The sequence below is a fragment of the Candidatus Marifrigoribacter sp. Uisw_064 genome (genome assembly GCF_047730175.1).
Taxonomy (GTDB): Bacteria; Bacteroidota; Bacteroidia; order Flavobacteriales; family Flavobacteriaceae; genus Marifrigoribacter.
This window is the reverse complement of sequence record NZ_CP159833.1, coordinates 130,318-144,757: the sequence shown is the minus strand read 5'-3', so window position 1 is coordinate 144,757 and position 14,440 is coordinate 130,318. Positions and strand designations below refer to the sequence as shown.

Sequence of the window (14,440 nt, the reverse complement as noted above, 5' to 3'; positions counted from 1 at the left end):
AATAATTTTAATATAAAAAAAGGCTTTCATCTCATCAATGAAAGCCTTTTTTTATATTTATTATTTAATCTGTCATTCAGAACGAGTGTAACGAAGTGAAGAATCTCAATAATAAAAAGATTCCTCGTTACTTGCGCTGTCGGAATGACAAAGAAATCAAATTTAAATCCCCGTATAATTACTCGGAGTAATCACCCGCATTTCAGCTTTTACTTCTTCTGAAACTTCTAAGGTTTCAATAAAATTAGCAATCGATTTAGCATTGATAGTTTCGTTGGTTCTAGTTAAGCCTTTTAAAGCTTCATACGCATTAGGATAGCCTTCACGACGTAATAAAGTTTGAATCGCTTCGGCAACTACCGCCCAATTATTTTCTAAATCTTCAGCAAATTTCGACCTATTTAATAAGAGCTTATTCAACCCTTTTAACGTAGATTGAAATCCAATAATAGTATGACCCATTGGTACTCCAATATTACGTAATACCGTACTGTCTGTTAGATCTCGTTGTAATCTACTAATAGGAAGTTTAGCAGATAAATGTTCGAACATAGCATTTGCTAATCCTAAATTACCTTCGCTGTTTTCAAAATCTATCGGATTTACTTTATGTGGCATTGCACTCGATCCAATTTCACCTTCTTTAATTTTTTGTTTGAAATAATCCATCGAAACATAAGTCCAAATATCTCTGTCCAAATCAATTAAAATAGTGTTGATTCTTTTTAAACAATCGAACAATGCAGCCATATGGTCGTAATGCTCAATTTGTGTGGTTGGGAACGAATGGTATAATCCTAATTTTTCTTGAACAAATGTAGCTCCAAACGCTCTCCAATCTAGATTCGGATAAGCAACTTTATGTGCATTAAAGTTTCCTGTAGCACCGCCAAATTTTGCAGCACTTTTAATATTATTAAGCAAGTCAAATTGCTCTTCAATACGTACCACAAAAACATTGATTTCTTTTCCTAATCGTGTAGGAGAAGCAGGCTGACCATGTGTTCTAGCTAACATTGAAATATCTGCCCAATCGTTTACAAGTACCTTTAGTTTGTCTTTTAATTCGAATAATTGAGGTACATATACCTCATTCATAGCATCTTTTAAAGATAAAGGAACGGCTGTATTATTTATGTCTTGAGAAGTCAATCCGAAATGAATAAACTCTTTAAATTTCTGAAGGCCTAAGGTTTCAAATTTACCTTTAATAAAGTATTCTACGGCTTTAACATCGTGATTCGTAGTCTTCTCAATTTCTTTTATCTCAAGTGCATCTTCAGTAGAAAAATTCGTATAAATTTTTTGAAGTTCAGGAAATAAAGAAGTGTCAAAATCTTTTAATTGTGGTAGCCCAAGTTCAACCATTGAAATAAAATATTCAATTTCGACAAGAACACGATATTTTATTAAAGCTTCTTCGGAAAAGAAAGCTTGTAATGATTTAGTTTTTGAAGCATAACGCCCATCAATAGGAGAAATAGCTTGTAAAGAATGCGTAGACATAGGCTTAAAATTTGAAGGGGCAAAGATACAAATTTGTATTCACTAAGCTTTAGTAGAACTTATTATTTAGCCTTAAATTTTTCTATTTGCTGCAGCACATATTTCCCTCTTGCTTTATAGGCTGCACTTCCCTGATGAATGTTTTTATTAATAATGGTTTTTAATTCTGGATGAATCCAATCATATTGAGTTCCTAAAAAATATAAAGCTAACATTGAATATACCTGACAGGCTACTTTTTGTTGTCTGATTAACCAATCGAAACAACATTCTATGATGATACTTTTTATGATGGCTTCGTTTTTTGTTTTATAAGTAGCAATCATTAGTTTTTCGCAAATCTTTGCAAGAGGGCGTACCGCTTGATTTTTATGGATGTTTGGAATAGTATTAAAGAAAATATCTAGATGAGGTAATAGCAATTTAAAATCAGCTAAACAGATACATTCTAATATCCATGTAGCACGATAGGATATTTCTTCATCTTTTTGAAAACAAAATTCTAATAATTCTGGAAATGTTTCAGGATGATCCATAACCCATTGAGCAACATCTAAACGTGTTTTTCTATAAGCCCTAGTATAACTTAGTTTTTTATATAATTCTTCCGAAGCCATACTTATAGTTTTTCAATCAATTCAATAGCTTTAGGTATGCCTGTGGTCGCTTTTTCAGCAAAGACTGTAATTCTATCAGAAGAATCAATTGCTGGTTTTGGATCAACGAAATAGATGGGAGTTTTATGTTTCGCATACTGTAATAAACCCGCTGCTGGATATACCTGCATAGAAGTTCCAACAACAATTACGATAGCTGCTTTATGCACTAATTCAATTGCTTCATCCATTTTGGGTACGGCTTCACCAAACCAAACGATATGAGGACGTAATTGATGATTGTGCTTATTAACATCACCAAGATTCAAATCTTTTTTCCATTCATAGATTTCATGTTCATTATGAATACTTCTCGCTTTAAACAACTCACCATGAAGATGAGTAACATTTGTGCTTCCTGCGCGTTCATGTAAATCGTCTACATTTTGAGTGATAATATGTACGGTATATTTGAGCTCTAATTCAGCTAAAGCTTTATGCGCTTTATTTGGAGATACCTCATTTAATTGTTTGCGACGTTGATTGTAAAAATCTAAGACTAAGGCTGGGTCTTTTGAAAAACCTTGAGGAGAAGCAACAGACATTACATCGTGACCTTCCCAAAGGCCATTGCTATCTCTAAAAGTGTTAATGCCACTTTCTGCACTAATTCCTGCACCCGATAACACCACAATATTCATTGTTTCAATTTTTATATCTTCGTTATTAATTTCAGTTATAAAATTAAATAATAAACTTGGATAATCAATTACTTGAATACTTACTTTCTTTTTTAACAGAACGTCGAAAAAATCTTTTTGATGAAGTGATTTCAAAACGTACCCGACATTTTACCGTGGTAATTGAAGATGTATATCAATTGCATAATACCAGTGCTGTAATGCGTTCATGTGATATTTTTGGAATTCAAGATTTACATGTAATAGAAGAAATGCAAGTAAAGGATATAGATCGTGAAATTGCTATGGGAGCTCAAAAATGGGTCGATATTAATAGGCATAAGTCCACGGTAGAATGCATGAAGACTTTAAAAGACGAAGGATATCAAATTATTGCAACTTCGCCGCATAATGATTCCACCTTAATGCATGATTTTGATGTGTCTAATAAATCAGCTTTTTTCTTCGGAACCGAAAAAGATGGACTGAGTAATGAAGTATTGTCTCAAGCAGATGGTTTTTTAAAAATCCCTATGTATGGTTTTACTGAAAGTTTGAATTTATCGGTATCGGCAGCAATTATTTTACAATCAGTTGTCACTAAATTAAAAACATCAAATATTGACTGGGAACTTTCCGCAAATGAAAAAAAAGAAATTTTACTTCAATGGACAAAAAGTACAATTAAAAGTGTCGATCAAATAGTTGAACGTTATCAAGAAGAAAAAAAAATGTAAATTAGTCACTATCAACCTCTAAAAATCTAATGTATGATTTTCGTATATATTCTACTTGCATTTATTGCTCTATTGATTATTATTGCAACTGTAGCGCCAAAAAAATACCATCTAGAACGAACAATAATAATTAATAAACCTATTTCAGAAATTTTCACTTATTTAAAAAGTGTTAAAAATCAAGATAATTGGTCACCTTGGAAAAAAAAGGACCCAGAGATGAAACAAGAGTTTTTTGGAGAGGATGGAACCGTAGGTTTTATTTCACGCTGGGAAGGAAATAAAGAGGTAGGAATAGGTGAGCAAGAAATAAAAGCAATCGTTGAAAATAAACAAATTGATACAGAACTTCGGTTTATTAAGCCTTGGAAATCGGTGAGTGATGCTTTTTTAAAAGTAAAGGAATTAAATAGCAACAGTACAGAAGTCATTTGGGGATTTTCTGGAGTTAATAAAGTACCAATGAATATTATGATGCTCTTTTTCAATATGGATACATCTGTTGGAACAGATTTTAATGAAGGTTTAGAAAGTTTAAAACAAGTATTGGAAAGTAAATAATATGAAATTAGTTTTTGCAACTCACAATCAAAATAAAGTTAGAGAGGTAAGTGCCTTAATGCCTTCTCAAATTGAATTATTAAGTCTTACAGACATTAAATGTTTTGAAGACATTCCTGAAACTGCTGATACCATAGAAGGAAATGCACAAATAAAATCTACCTATGTAAAGGAAAAGTATGGCTATAATTGTTTTGCAGACGATACTGGGCTTGAAGTTGCATCTTTAAATAATGCGCCTGGTGTTTATAGCGCACGTTATGCAGGACCTGAAAACGATGCTGAGGCGAATATGAATAAATTACTTTTGGAATTAAGTGCTAAACCCAATCGCCAATCTCAATTTAAGACTGTTATATCATTACGTATTGATACTGCGGAAGAATTATTCATAGGAATTTGTAAGGGCGAAATAATAAAAGAAAAAAGAGGTGATCAAGGATTCGGATATGATCCAATATTTCAGCCAAAAGGGTTTTCTGAAACTTTTGCACAAATGACTTTAGAGCAAAAAAGTGAGGTTGGACATCGAGGTAAAGCAGTAAGAAAATTGATAGAATTTTTAAGTTCAAATTTCTGAATTTAAGATACTTATAAAATTTTCTCTTAATCCATTTAAAAAGAGTATATTTGCCGCTTGAAAAAACCTCAGGGTGAGGTTGTGTTTAGTGAAGTAGTATGTTTTATATGTCGAATATACTTCCAATCAACACAGATATAAAACAATTAAATACTACAAAATGAATAAATTTGAAGCCTTAGGCCTTGAAGAAAATTTACTTAAAGCCATAGCTGATATGGGGTTTGAAACTCCATCTGATGTTCAAGAAAAAGCAATACCAATTTTATTAGAAAAAGACACCGACATGGTTTCTTTAGCACAAACTGGAACAGGTAAAACAGCTGCTTTTGGTTTTCCAATGCTACAAAAAATTAATATTGATAGCAGGACTACACAAGGATTAATCCTTTCACCTACAAGAGAACTTTGTTTACAAATTACAAACGAGATAAAGAACTACGGAAAATATTGCAAAGGACTTAATGTTGTTGCTATATATGGTGGTGCAAGTATTACTGATCAAGCAAGAGATGTAAAAAGAGGAGCTCAAATTATTGTAGCTACTCCAGGAAGAATGAAAGATATGATTGGTCGTAGACTGGTTGATATTTCTAAGATAGAATACTGTGTGTTAGATGAAGCAGATGAAATGCTTAACATGGGATTCTATGAAGATATTACAGAAATTCTTTCTCATTCTCCAGAAGAGAAAAGCACATGGTTATTTAGTGCAACAATGCCAAGAGAGGTATCTGCCATCGCTAAAAAATTCATGCATTCTCCAGTTGAAATTACTGTAGGAGGTAAAAATATGGGAGCAGAAAATGTTTCTCATGAGTTTTACCTAGTAAATGCTAGAGATCGCTATCAGTCATTAAAACGTTTAGCTGATGCTAATCCATCTATATTTTCAGTAATATTTTGTCGTACCAAAAGAGATACTCAGAAAGTTGCCGAATTATTAATTGAAGATGGATATAGTGCTGCTGCTTTGCATGGCGATTTGAGTCAGAACCAAAGAGATATGGTGATGAAATCATTTAGAAACCGTCAAATCCAGATGTTAGTAGCAACCGATGTTGCAGCTCGTGGTATCGATGTAGAGAATATTACACACGTTATCAATTATCAATTACCTGATGAAATAGAAACGTATACGCACCGTAGTGGTCGTACAGGTAGGGCTGGTAAAACAGGAGTTTCAATCGTAATTGTTTCAAAGAGTGAACGACGTAAGATTTCTGCAATTGAAAAAATTATTCAGAAAAAATTCGTTCAAAAAGATGTTCCTTCAGGAATGGAAATTTGTGAAGTTCAATTATTTCATTTAGCGAATAAAATTAAAAACACTGAAATAAATCACGATATTGATACATACCTGCCAAATATCAATGATGTTCTTGAAGAGTTTTCAAAAGAAGAGTTAATTAAAAAAGTATTTTCTGTTGAATTTACTCGTTTCTATAATTATTATAAAAAAGCGAAAGATCTAAATATTTCGGGAGATGATTATAAGGAAGAATCTAAAGACAGTGTTCGTTATTTCATAAACATTGGAGAAAGAGATGACTTCGATTGGATGACGCTGAAAGATTTCTTAAAAGATTTATTAAACTTAGGAAAAGATGATGTCTACAAAGTAGATGTAAAAGAGAGTTTCTCTTTTTTCAATACAGATACACAACATCAGGAAATGGTGCTAAGTGTTTTTAAAGATTTTCAGCTAGAAGGAAGAAGAGTTTCTGTTGAAATTTCTAAAGATACAGGTAGACGTGGTGGTGGTGAAAGACGTGGTGGAAGAGATCGTGGAGGTAAAAGAGGAGATTTTAAAAAGAGAAGCGATAGAAGAGGAAGTAGTGATAGAGGTGGAAATAGCGACAGAGGCGGAAGTGGTGATAGAGATAGAGGAGGAAGTGGTGAAAAATCTGGATTCAAAGGAAGAAGTCGTAGAAGAGATAGTAGTTCTAGCGATAATAAAGGCACAGGTGGAAGACGTAGAAGTAGAAGTTAATTATAACTTTTTTTCATTTTAAGTAAACTTTAATAAACTTTAGTTTAAAAATTTAGTCTAATCATTTACTTTTACAAAGATTATGAATAAGACACTATACCTACTTTTAATTGTATTAATTGCAAATACCGCTTGGGCTCAAGATGTTACAAACCCTGTCATCGATGGAAAGGTCCTAAATGCAGCAAATGATAAAACATTGCAAAATGTTCATATTGTTAATCTTAATCAAGTTATAGGAACGGTTAGTGATGAAAAGGGAGATTTTGAACTTCGTGCAAAGGTAAATGATACCTTATATTTTTCTTATTTGGGTTTTAAATCTATTCGAGTTAGAGTAACAAACGATTGGTTAAAATTCGGTAAGATTAGAATTAAAATGACAGAGCTTAGTATCGCTTTGGAAGAAGTGGTTATTCGTCCTATACAATTAACGGGCTATGTTGAGGTAGATGCTAAGATCATTCCTATTTATGATAATTATCGTTATAGAATTGCAGGAGTAGGATCAGGTTATGAAGGTGGTAGCACTAAACCTGGCGCAGTTAGTAAAGTATTAAGTGCCATTTTTAATCCCGCCGATTTTCTCTATAATGTCTTCGGAAAACGACCCAAACAAATGCGGAAATTACGTCAGATGAAAGAAGATGACGAAATTAGAAACCTGCTACAATCTAAATTTAACAGAGAAACCCTAATGATGGTTTTACAATTAGAACGTGTCGATATTGATGAAATATTGAATAATTGTAGCTACTCTAGAGACTTTATTAGCTCTGCAAATGACCTTCAAATTCTGGACGCAATTAGCGAATGCTATGAAGAATATAAAGTGTTAAACCGCAATAGAGGATAACACTATTTGTAATTTTATTTAGCATTATACCAAATTACTCCATCTAATATTTTACATTAAAACGCTAAAAATGAAATTTATAAAATCATTTCTCTGTTATTAATTACTCTTTTAAGTTTTTGAAGAGAAGATAATAAGAATACAGATTGTTGTGAGAACGGGTATAAATTAATTTCAATCTTAATTATTCAGTATCTTTATTGAAAATATTTAGCCTAAAATGCATCAAACTGTAGAGAAGCAACGCCTTTTTTTTGAATCTAATTCAACCAAAGATTTAACCTTCAGAATATCACAACTTGACTTACTTCAGAACGTATTAAAAGAAAATGAGACCTTACTTTATGAAGCAATCTATAAGGATTTTAAGAAATCTGAATTTGAAACCTATATAGGTGAATTGGCACTTATCTATGAAGATATAAAAGAAGCTAAAAAAAAAATATATCGTTGGTCCAAAAGAAAAAGAGTTAGTACCAATCTTTTAAATTTTCCTGCGACAAGTTACCGTATACCAGAACCTTTAGGTGTATGTTTAGTAATTGGCGCTTGGAATTATCCTTTTAGTTTATCTTTTTCACCAGTGATAGCTGCACTTACAGCGGGAAATACAGTGATACTTAAGCCAAGTGAAATTTCTTCTGAAACCAGTAAATTAATGGCTTCATTAATAAATGAAAATTTTGATTCTTCCCTTTTTAAGGTAGTAGAAGGAGGGGTTTCAGAAACTACAGAATTATTGCAGCAGAAATTTGATAAAATATTTTTTACTGGAAGTACTGCTGTAGGTAAAATTGTATACCAAGCAGCAGCTAAACATCTAACACCTGTAACTCTAGAATTAGGAGGAAAATCACCTGTCTTTGTAACGAAGGATTGTCATTTAACTATGACTGTAAAGCGATTAATTTGGGCGAAATTTTTTAATGCAGGCCAAACTTGTATAGCTCCCGATTATATTATGGTAGATCATTCTATTAAAGATGATTTTTTAGCTTTGGCAAAAATAGAAATTGAAAAACAACAGTATTCAACTGCAAATAAAAATTATGTTGAGATTATTAATGATAAAAATTTTCAACGCTTATCCAACTTAATATCTCCTCAAAACACATTCTATGGTGGAGTTTTAGATGCTGAAAAAAGAATTATTTCGCCTACAATTTTGTATCCTGTTTCATTTAAAGATTCTGTGATGCAAGAAGAAATTTTTGGACCAATTTTACCTATAATATCCTATGATAATTTAGAGGATGCAATTCATCAAGTAAAACAGTTACCAAAACCCTTAGCTTGTTATATATATTCAAGTAGTAGAAAAGTCAAAAATAAAATTCTATCCGAAGTTTCTTTTGGGGGCGGAGCCATAAATGATTCTGTAATGCATATCACGAATAGCAACCTCCCATTTGGCGGTATAGGATCTAGTGGTATTGGTAGTTATCACGGAGAAGCTGGTTTTCAGTGTTTTTCACATTATAAAAGTATTCTTGACAAACCAACATGGATTGAGTTTCCATTTAAATATTTTCCACTTTCTTCAAAAAAATTAAAAGTATTAAAGAGTATCTTAAAGTGGTAAACCTATCCCATATTTTTCTCTCGATTGCTTAAAAGCAAAAAATAAGCTAACTTCGTTTTTTATAGACCCTTTTTAAATTAACGTAATGGCAACTAGAAACTATGAAGGTAAGAGGTTTGAAGATGATTCTGTCTTTAAAACAGTTGACTCTCTTACTGTAGAAGAAGCGTTACAAATAAATATAAATAATAAACCATTTACGGTCTCTATGCGTACCCCAGGAGATGATATTAATTTGGTTAGAGGCTTACTTCATTCTGAAGGTGTTATTAAAAATTCCAACTACAATTTTGATTTAGTTTTAAAGAAAGAAAATGATAGAGGAATTGTAACTATTGTTGACTTAACTATTCCTGAAGATGAATTAGGGGATGGGTATTCAAATAGTAGAAGCTTATTATCAGTATCCTCCTGTGGAATCTGTGGACGAACAGAATTAGGAGATATGACTTTTATGGGTAAAATGATTGAAGAGGATGAAAAAGTAGATAATGAATTAATAACTTCATTGTTTAGTAAAATGAAAAAACATCAATTTGACTTTCATCAATCTGGCGGAACCCATGCGGCAGCTGCTTTTACACGTGAAGGAACATTGTTGAGTACAAAGGAAGATATAGGAAGACACAATGCAGTAGATAAAGTGATTGGTGAATTGATTATTGCTAAGGGATTAAAAAAAGCAACTATTCTAACAGTAAGCGGACGAATTTCATATGAAATAATTATAAAATGCTTTAAAGCAAATATTCCATTTATTGCAGCTGTTTCAGCACCTTCATCATTAGCGGTTGATTATGCAAAGGAATTTGGGATAACATTATTCGGGTTTTGTAGAAATGGAAGAATTACCTGCTATTCAAATCCGCAACGAACAAAATTAAAAAAACCTTCTCAACCAGATATAACAGAGATTGAGATTAAAGTAAGTTAAAAATATTTATGTCAGATAATTTAAGTGAATTATTAGGTAGAAAAGGAATTGAAGAGAATCTTTTTGATAAAATGGGAACTCTAGCAAAACCTTCAGGAACTCCAAGCGACGAAGAGTTGAAAGACTTAGCAAAGGAGTTTTTAGTTGGGACAGCTAATGCTTTTGGAACCGCATCATTTTACGATTTTTTAAGACCTGAAAACAAAGGAAAGAAAGCCTACGTTTGTAATGGAACTGCATGCGAATGTGCAGGTACACAGCCTAGTGTTTCTGAAAAACTAAAAGAACATTTTGAAGAGGATGAAATAGGGCACATGACCTGTCTAGGGAGATGTCATGAAAATAATGCTTTTCATTATGATGGAAAAAATTATTCTGGGAATGCCTTAAATACCTTATCTGAAATTATTGGAAAAGAAAATCAACATAACAATGATGATTATAATGTAGGTGCAAATGGTAGAGAAATACTTACAGAACCATTTACAAATCTTACAGATTATTATGCTCCTTTTCAAAAAGCACTTAAACAAGATTCAGCTTCAGTTTTAGAAGAAATTAAAACATCTAATGTTAGAGGCCGTGGTGGTGCTGGTTTCCCTATGGGGTTAAAGTTAGAATTCTGTAGAAATGTAAAAAATGATGTAAAATTTATTATTTGTAATGCAGATGAAGGAGATCCTGGGGCATATTCAGATCGTTATTTATTAGAGAAAAGACCACATGCTGTTCTGTTTGGGATGTTAATTTCTGGATATGTAACCCATGCTAATTACGGTATTGTTTATATCCGTGCAGAATACCCTGAAGCTGCAGTAATTGTACAAAATGCAATTGATGAATTAAAAGAAGCCAAATTAATAGGTGAAAATATTGATGGGAGTGGATTCGATTTTAATTTTAAAATTATACAAGCACAAGGTTCATATATCTGTGGAGAAGAAACCGCATTAATAAATTCAATTGAAGGCCAAAGACCCGAAGTGAGAGTGCGTCCTCCATTTCCTGCTCAAAAAGGATTGTTTAATAAACCGACAACTGTTAATAATGTAGAAACACTAGCTGCGTTGCATTATATTATTGAAAACGGAGGAAATAATTGGAAAAACATTGGAACGGAACGTTCTTCAGGGACGAAACTGGTTTGCTTAGATAGTTTTTTTAATAAGCCAGGGATGTACGAAGTTGAAATGGGTACACCTCTTTCTGAGGTTGTAAATGAGATTGGTGGTGGATTTAAATCTCCAGTAAAAGCATTACAAATTGGCGGTCCTTTAGGGGGATTAGTGCCAATTTCAAAAATAAAAGATTTGGCTATTGACTTTGAGTCTTTTTCAAGTGAAGGATTTTTATTAGGACATGCTTCTGTTGTTTGTATTCCCGAGGAATATCCTATTATGAAATTGATTGAACATTTATTTGATTTTGCTTCCTATGAAAGTTGTGGAAAATGTTTTCCATGTCGCCTCGGAACAAAACGAGGGCAAGAACTTTCTACGAAAGCATTAAATTCAGATTATAAAATTGACAGAAAATTATTTTCTGATTTACTCACAACCCTAGAACAAGGTTCGCTTTGTGCTCACGGAGGAGGTATTCCTTTGCCTGTTAGAAATGCCATGCAATATTTTGATGATGAATTAAAAGAATACTTCAACTAGACCAAGAAACAATGGATATAGCTTACATAAATAACGAACCGTTTGAAATTGAGAAAGGAGAAACAATTCTTACATTTATCAAACGATATAAAGATAAAAATTTAGTTCCTACACTATGTGATGCTCCAAACTTAGATCCTTTTGGCTCTTGTAGAGTGTGTAGTGTTGAGGTTGCTTTAGAAGAAAATGGTAAATTAAAAACAATGGCATCTTGCCATACACCAGTTGCAGCAGGTCAATATGTTTATCCGAGTACAGAGGCTATAAAAGATTTAAGAAAAAATATTATTGAATTAGTCTTAACAGACCATCCATTAGACTGTTTAACTTGTGAAGTAAACGGAAACTGTGAGTTACAAACCGTAGCAGCGCAAGTTGGTATTAGAGAAGTTCGTTATCCAGAAGGAGATAATCATTTATATAAAATGAAAGATTTAAGTCATCCATATATGACTTCAGATTTATCAAAATGTATTAACTGCTATCGTTGTGTTAGGGCTTGTGATGAGGTACAGGGAGAATTTGTACTAAGTATGTCTGGAAGAGGATTTGATACAACAATTATTAAAGGATTGGATCAATCATTCATGGATTCAGATTGCGTAAGTTGTGGAGCATGTTCTCAAGCTTGTCCGACATCTGCTATTTCTGATGTTTTCCAATCTAAAGCAATTACAGCAACTGATACAACCCGTACGATATGCACCTATTGTGGTGTAGGATGTAATTTAGAGGTATCCACTAGTAACGGTGAAATATTAAGCATAACAGCTCCTTATGATGCTGAAGTAAATCAAGGACATACTTGTATAAAAGGGCGTTATGCCTTTAAGTTTTATAACCATCAGGATCGTTTAGATTCACCTATGATTAAACGTAGTAACGGTGAATTTGAAAAAGTATCTTGGGATGAAGTTTATGAATATATCGCTACAAAGCTAACTGGTTATAAAGATGAATTTGGTTCAGATTCAATTGCTGGAATATCTTCAGCTCGCTGTACCAATGAAGAAAATTATTTAATGCAGAAATTTATTAGAACTGTAATTGGAACTAATAATATTGATGGTTGTGCACGTGTTTGTCATTCTCCTACAGCATTAGGAATGCAACGCACTTTTGGTACTGGAGCAGCAACCAATTCAATTGATGATTTAAAAGACACAAATTGTATTATGGTTATTGGTGCTAATCCAACCGATGCACATCCAGTTACTGGAGCAAAAATGAAACAATTTGCGATGAAATCTGATAATGTATCTATCGTTATTGATCCAAGAAGAACAGAATTAGCAAGATATGCAACACATCATTTAGCGTTACGTCCGGGAACTAATGTAGCATTACTTAATATGATGATGTATTATATCATTTCTGAAGGCCTAGTTGATGATTCATTTATTGAAAATAGAACCGAAGGGTTTGAAACATTTAAAGAAGAAATATTAAACATAGATATTAATGCTCTTGAAGAAGTTACAGGTGTAAATAGAAATCAAGTAAAAGCAGCAGCATATTCATACGCAACAGCTCCTAACGCAATGTCATTCCATGGTTTAGGAGTGACGGAACATTCACAAGGAACATTTACGGTAATTCAAATTGCAGATTTAGCATTATTAACAGGAAATATTGGTAGAAGAGGAGTTGGTGTAAATCCGTTAAGAGGTCAAAATAATGTGCAAGGAAGTGCTGATATGGGAGTTCAGCCACATCAAGGAGCGGGATATTTCGACATAACTGATGATGAAGTCAATAAAAAATACAATGAATTTTATGGTGTTGAGGTTCCTAAAGAAATTGGATATAAGATTCCAGAAATGTTTGATGCCGCTTTAGATGGAAAACTAAAAGCTATTTGGATCATTGGAGAAGATATTGTTCAAACAGATCCAAATACTAAAAAGGTTATTAAAGCAATGGAAGCTACAGATCTTGTTATTGTACAAGAGTTGTTCATGACTGAAACTGCTAAATATGCAGATGTAATATTGCCAGGAGCTTCGTTCCTTGAAAAAAGTGGAACATTTACAAATGGAGAACGTAGAGTACAAGCGGTTCGACAAGTAGTTGAACCAATTCCAGGCTCAAAGCCAGATGGTCAAATTATAGTTGAGATTATGAATAAAATGGGATATGCTCAACCCGATTATACTCCAGAGGGTATGTTAGAAGAAATATCTCAAATCGTGCCGTTCTTTGCTGGGATAACTTGGGAAAATCTAGGTAAAAACGGTTTACAATGGCCCGTAGCTAAAGACGGTACAGACACACAAATTTTACATACAGTTGATTTTAAAAGAGGGAAGGGATATTTTGAGTTTCATGCTTGGGAAGAAACGCAAGAACTGGTTTCTCATGCCAAAGACTTTCCATATATATTAACAACCAATCGTGAGTTAGAACACTATAACTGTGGCGCTATGACGCGTCGAACTGCGAATGAAGAAATACTTCAAGATGATTATTTAATGATCAATCCAGAAGATGCAGCAAAAAACTTGATTAATGATGGCGATTATGTTTGTTTAGAATCTCCAAGAGGAAAAGTAGATGTAAAAGCTCGAATTACGGATCAAGTAAAAAGTGGGGTATTAAGTACGACTTTCCATTTTCCAGAAATTATGATCAATAATTTAACGGGAGATGTACATGATTCTGAAGCCATGTGTCCTGAATACAAGGTAGTGGCTGTTCGTCTTAGAAAAAGTAAAGGAAAGTTTAAGCAAGTTTTAGCTGACAAATAGTTTTAGT

At 33.0% G+C, this 14,440-nt stretch carries 12 protein-coding genes; 9 read left to right on the top strand and 3 right to left on the bottom strand.

The features are described from left to right. Positions 1-162 precede the first annotated feature (162 nt). The 3 genes from purB to ABXT64_RS00635 all read right to left on the bottom strand — a co-directional run bounded on the left by purB (position 163) and on the right by ABXT64_RS00635 (position 2,803). A complete protein-coding gene (gene purB / locus ABXT64_RS00645) occupies positions 163-1,506 on the bottom strand; it encodes an adenylosuccinate lyase (RefSeq protein WP_443633461.1) in 1,344 nt (447 codons plus the stop codon). Positions 1,507-1,568: 62 nt separating this feature from the next. Continuing rightward, complete coding sequence (locus ABXT64_RS00640) at positions 1,569-2,123, bottom strand: adenylosuccinate lyase (RefSeq protein WP_443633460.1); 555 nt, start codon at positions 2,121-2,123, stop codon at positions 1,569-1,571. Positions 2,124-2,125: 2 nt separating this feature from the next. Beyond that, the gene (locus ABXT64_RS00635) at positions 2,126-2,803 is read right to left on the bottom strand and encodes an SIR2 family NAD-dependent protein deacylase (protein WP_443633459.1); all 678 of its coding nucleotides are present in this window, start codon (positions 2,801-2,803) and stop codon (positions 2,126-2,128) included. Between the two features lie 56 nt (positions 2,804-2,859). On the opposite strand from ABXT64_RS00635, the gene ABXT64_RS00630 reads away from it, so the two are divergent. The 9 genes from ABXT64_RS00630 (at position 2,860) to fdhF (ending at position 14,433) form a co-directional block, all read left to right on the top strand. Next, a complete protein-coding gene (locus ABXT64_RS00630; RefSeq protein WP_443633458.1) occupies positions 2,860-3,519 on the top strand; it encodes a TrmH family RNA methyltransferase in 660 nt (219 codons plus the stop codon). 33 nt (positions 3,520-3,552) lie between these two features. Continuing rightward, a complete protein-coding gene (locus tag ABXT64_RS00625) occupies positions 3,553-4,080 on the top strand; it encodes an SRPBCC family protein (RefSeq protein ID WP_443633457.1) in 528 nt (175 codons plus the stop codon). Position 4,081: 1 nt separating this feature from the next. Continuing rightward, entirely contained in the window at positions 4,082-4,660 is a 579-nt protein-coding gene (locus tag ABXT64_RS00620) for a non-canonical purine NTP diphosphatase (RefSeq protein WP_443633456.1), read from the top strand. Positions 4,661-4,820: 160 nt separating this feature from the next. Beyond that, complete coding sequence (locus tag ABXT64_RS00615) at positions 4,821-6,653, top strand: DEAD/DEAH box helicase (protein WP_443633455.1); 1,833 nt, start codon at positions 4,821-4,823, stop codon at positions 6,651-6,653. A gap of 82 nt (positions 6,654-6,735) precedes the next feature. Continuing rightward, entirely contained in the window at positions 6,736-7,509 is a 774-nt protein-coding gene (locus tag ABXT64_RS00610) for a carboxypeptidase-like regulatory domain-containing protein (RefSeq protein WP_443633454.1), read from the top strand. A 220-nt stretch (positions 7,510-7,729) separates the two neighbouring features. Continuing rightward, entirely contained in the window at positions 7,730-9,091 is a 1,362-nt protein-coding gene (locus ABXT64_RS00605) for an aldehyde dehydrogenase family protein (RefSeq protein WP_443633453.1), read from the top strand. An 85-nt stretch (positions 9,092-9,176) separates the two neighbouring features. Further along, positions 9,177-10,025, top strand: coding sequence for a formate dehydrogenase accessory sulfurtransferase FdhD (fdhD, locus tag ABXT64_RS00600; RefSeq protein WP_443633452.1), 849 nt, complete (start codon positions 9,177-9,179; stop codon positions 10,023-10,025). 8 nt (positions 10,026-10,033) lie between these two features. Further along, positions 10,034-11,686: an NADH-ubiquinone oxidoreductase-F iron-sulfur binding region domain-containing protein gene (locus ABXT64_RS00595; protein ID WP_443633451.1), complete on the top strand. Its 1,653-nt coding sequence runs from the start codon at positions 10,034-10,036 to the stop codon at positions 11,684-11,686. An 11-nt stretch (positions 11,687-11,697) separates the two neighbouring features. Further along, positions 11,698-14,433, top strand: coding sequence for a formate dehydrogenase subunit alpha (fdhF, locus tag ABXT64_RS00590; protein WP_443633450.1), 2,736 nt, complete (start codon positions 11,698-11,700; stop codon positions 14,431-14,433). The last annotated feature ends 7 nt before the right edge of the window (positions 14,434-14,440 follow it).

Bases quoted from the DNA above. Each gene is read 5' to 3' on its own strand.
- fdhF (WP_443633450.1), top strand. From the start codon at position 11,698: ATGGATATAGCTTACATAAATAACGAACCGTTTGAAATTGAGAAAGGA.
- ABXT64_RS00605 (WP_443633453.1), top strand. From the start codon at position 7,730: ATGCATCAAACTGTAGAGAAGCAACGCCTTTTTTTTGAATCTAATTCA.
- purB (WP_443633461.1), bottom strand. From the start codon at position 1,506: ATGTCTACGCATTCTTTACAAGCTATTTCTCCTATTGATGGGCGTTAT.
- ABXT64_RS00620 (WP_443633456.1), top strand. From the start codon at position 4,082: ATGAAATTAGTTTTTGCAACTCACAATCAAAATAAAGTTAGAGAGGTA.
- ABXT64_RS00625 (WP_443633457.1), top strand. From the start codon at position 3,553: ATGATTTTCGTATATATTCTACTTGCATTTATTGCTCTATTGATTATT.
- ABXT64_RS00610 (WP_443633454.1), top strand. From the start codon at position 6,736: ATGAATAAGACACTATACCTACTTTTAATTGTATTAATTGCAAATACC.
- ABXT64_RS00615 (WP_443633455.1), top strand. From the start codon at position 4,821: ATGAATAAATTTGAAGCCTTAGGCCTTGAAGAAAATTTACTTAAAGCC.
- ABXT64_RS00595 (WP_443633451.1), top strand. From the start codon at position 10,034: ATGTCAGATAATTTAAGTGAATTATTAGGTAGAAAAGGAATTGAAGAG.
- ABXT64_RS00635 (WP_443633459.1), bottom strand. From the start codon at position 2,803: ATGAATATTGTGGTGTTATCGGGTGCAGGAATTAGTGCAGAAAGTGGC.
- ABXT64_RS00640 (WP_443633460.1), bottom strand. From the start codon at position 2,123: ATGGCTTCGGAAGAATTATATAAAAAACTAAGTTATACTAGGGCTTAT.
- fdhD (WP_443633452.1), top strand. From the start codon at position 9,177: ATGGCAACTAGAAACTATGAAGGTAAGAGGTTTGAAGATGATTCTGTC.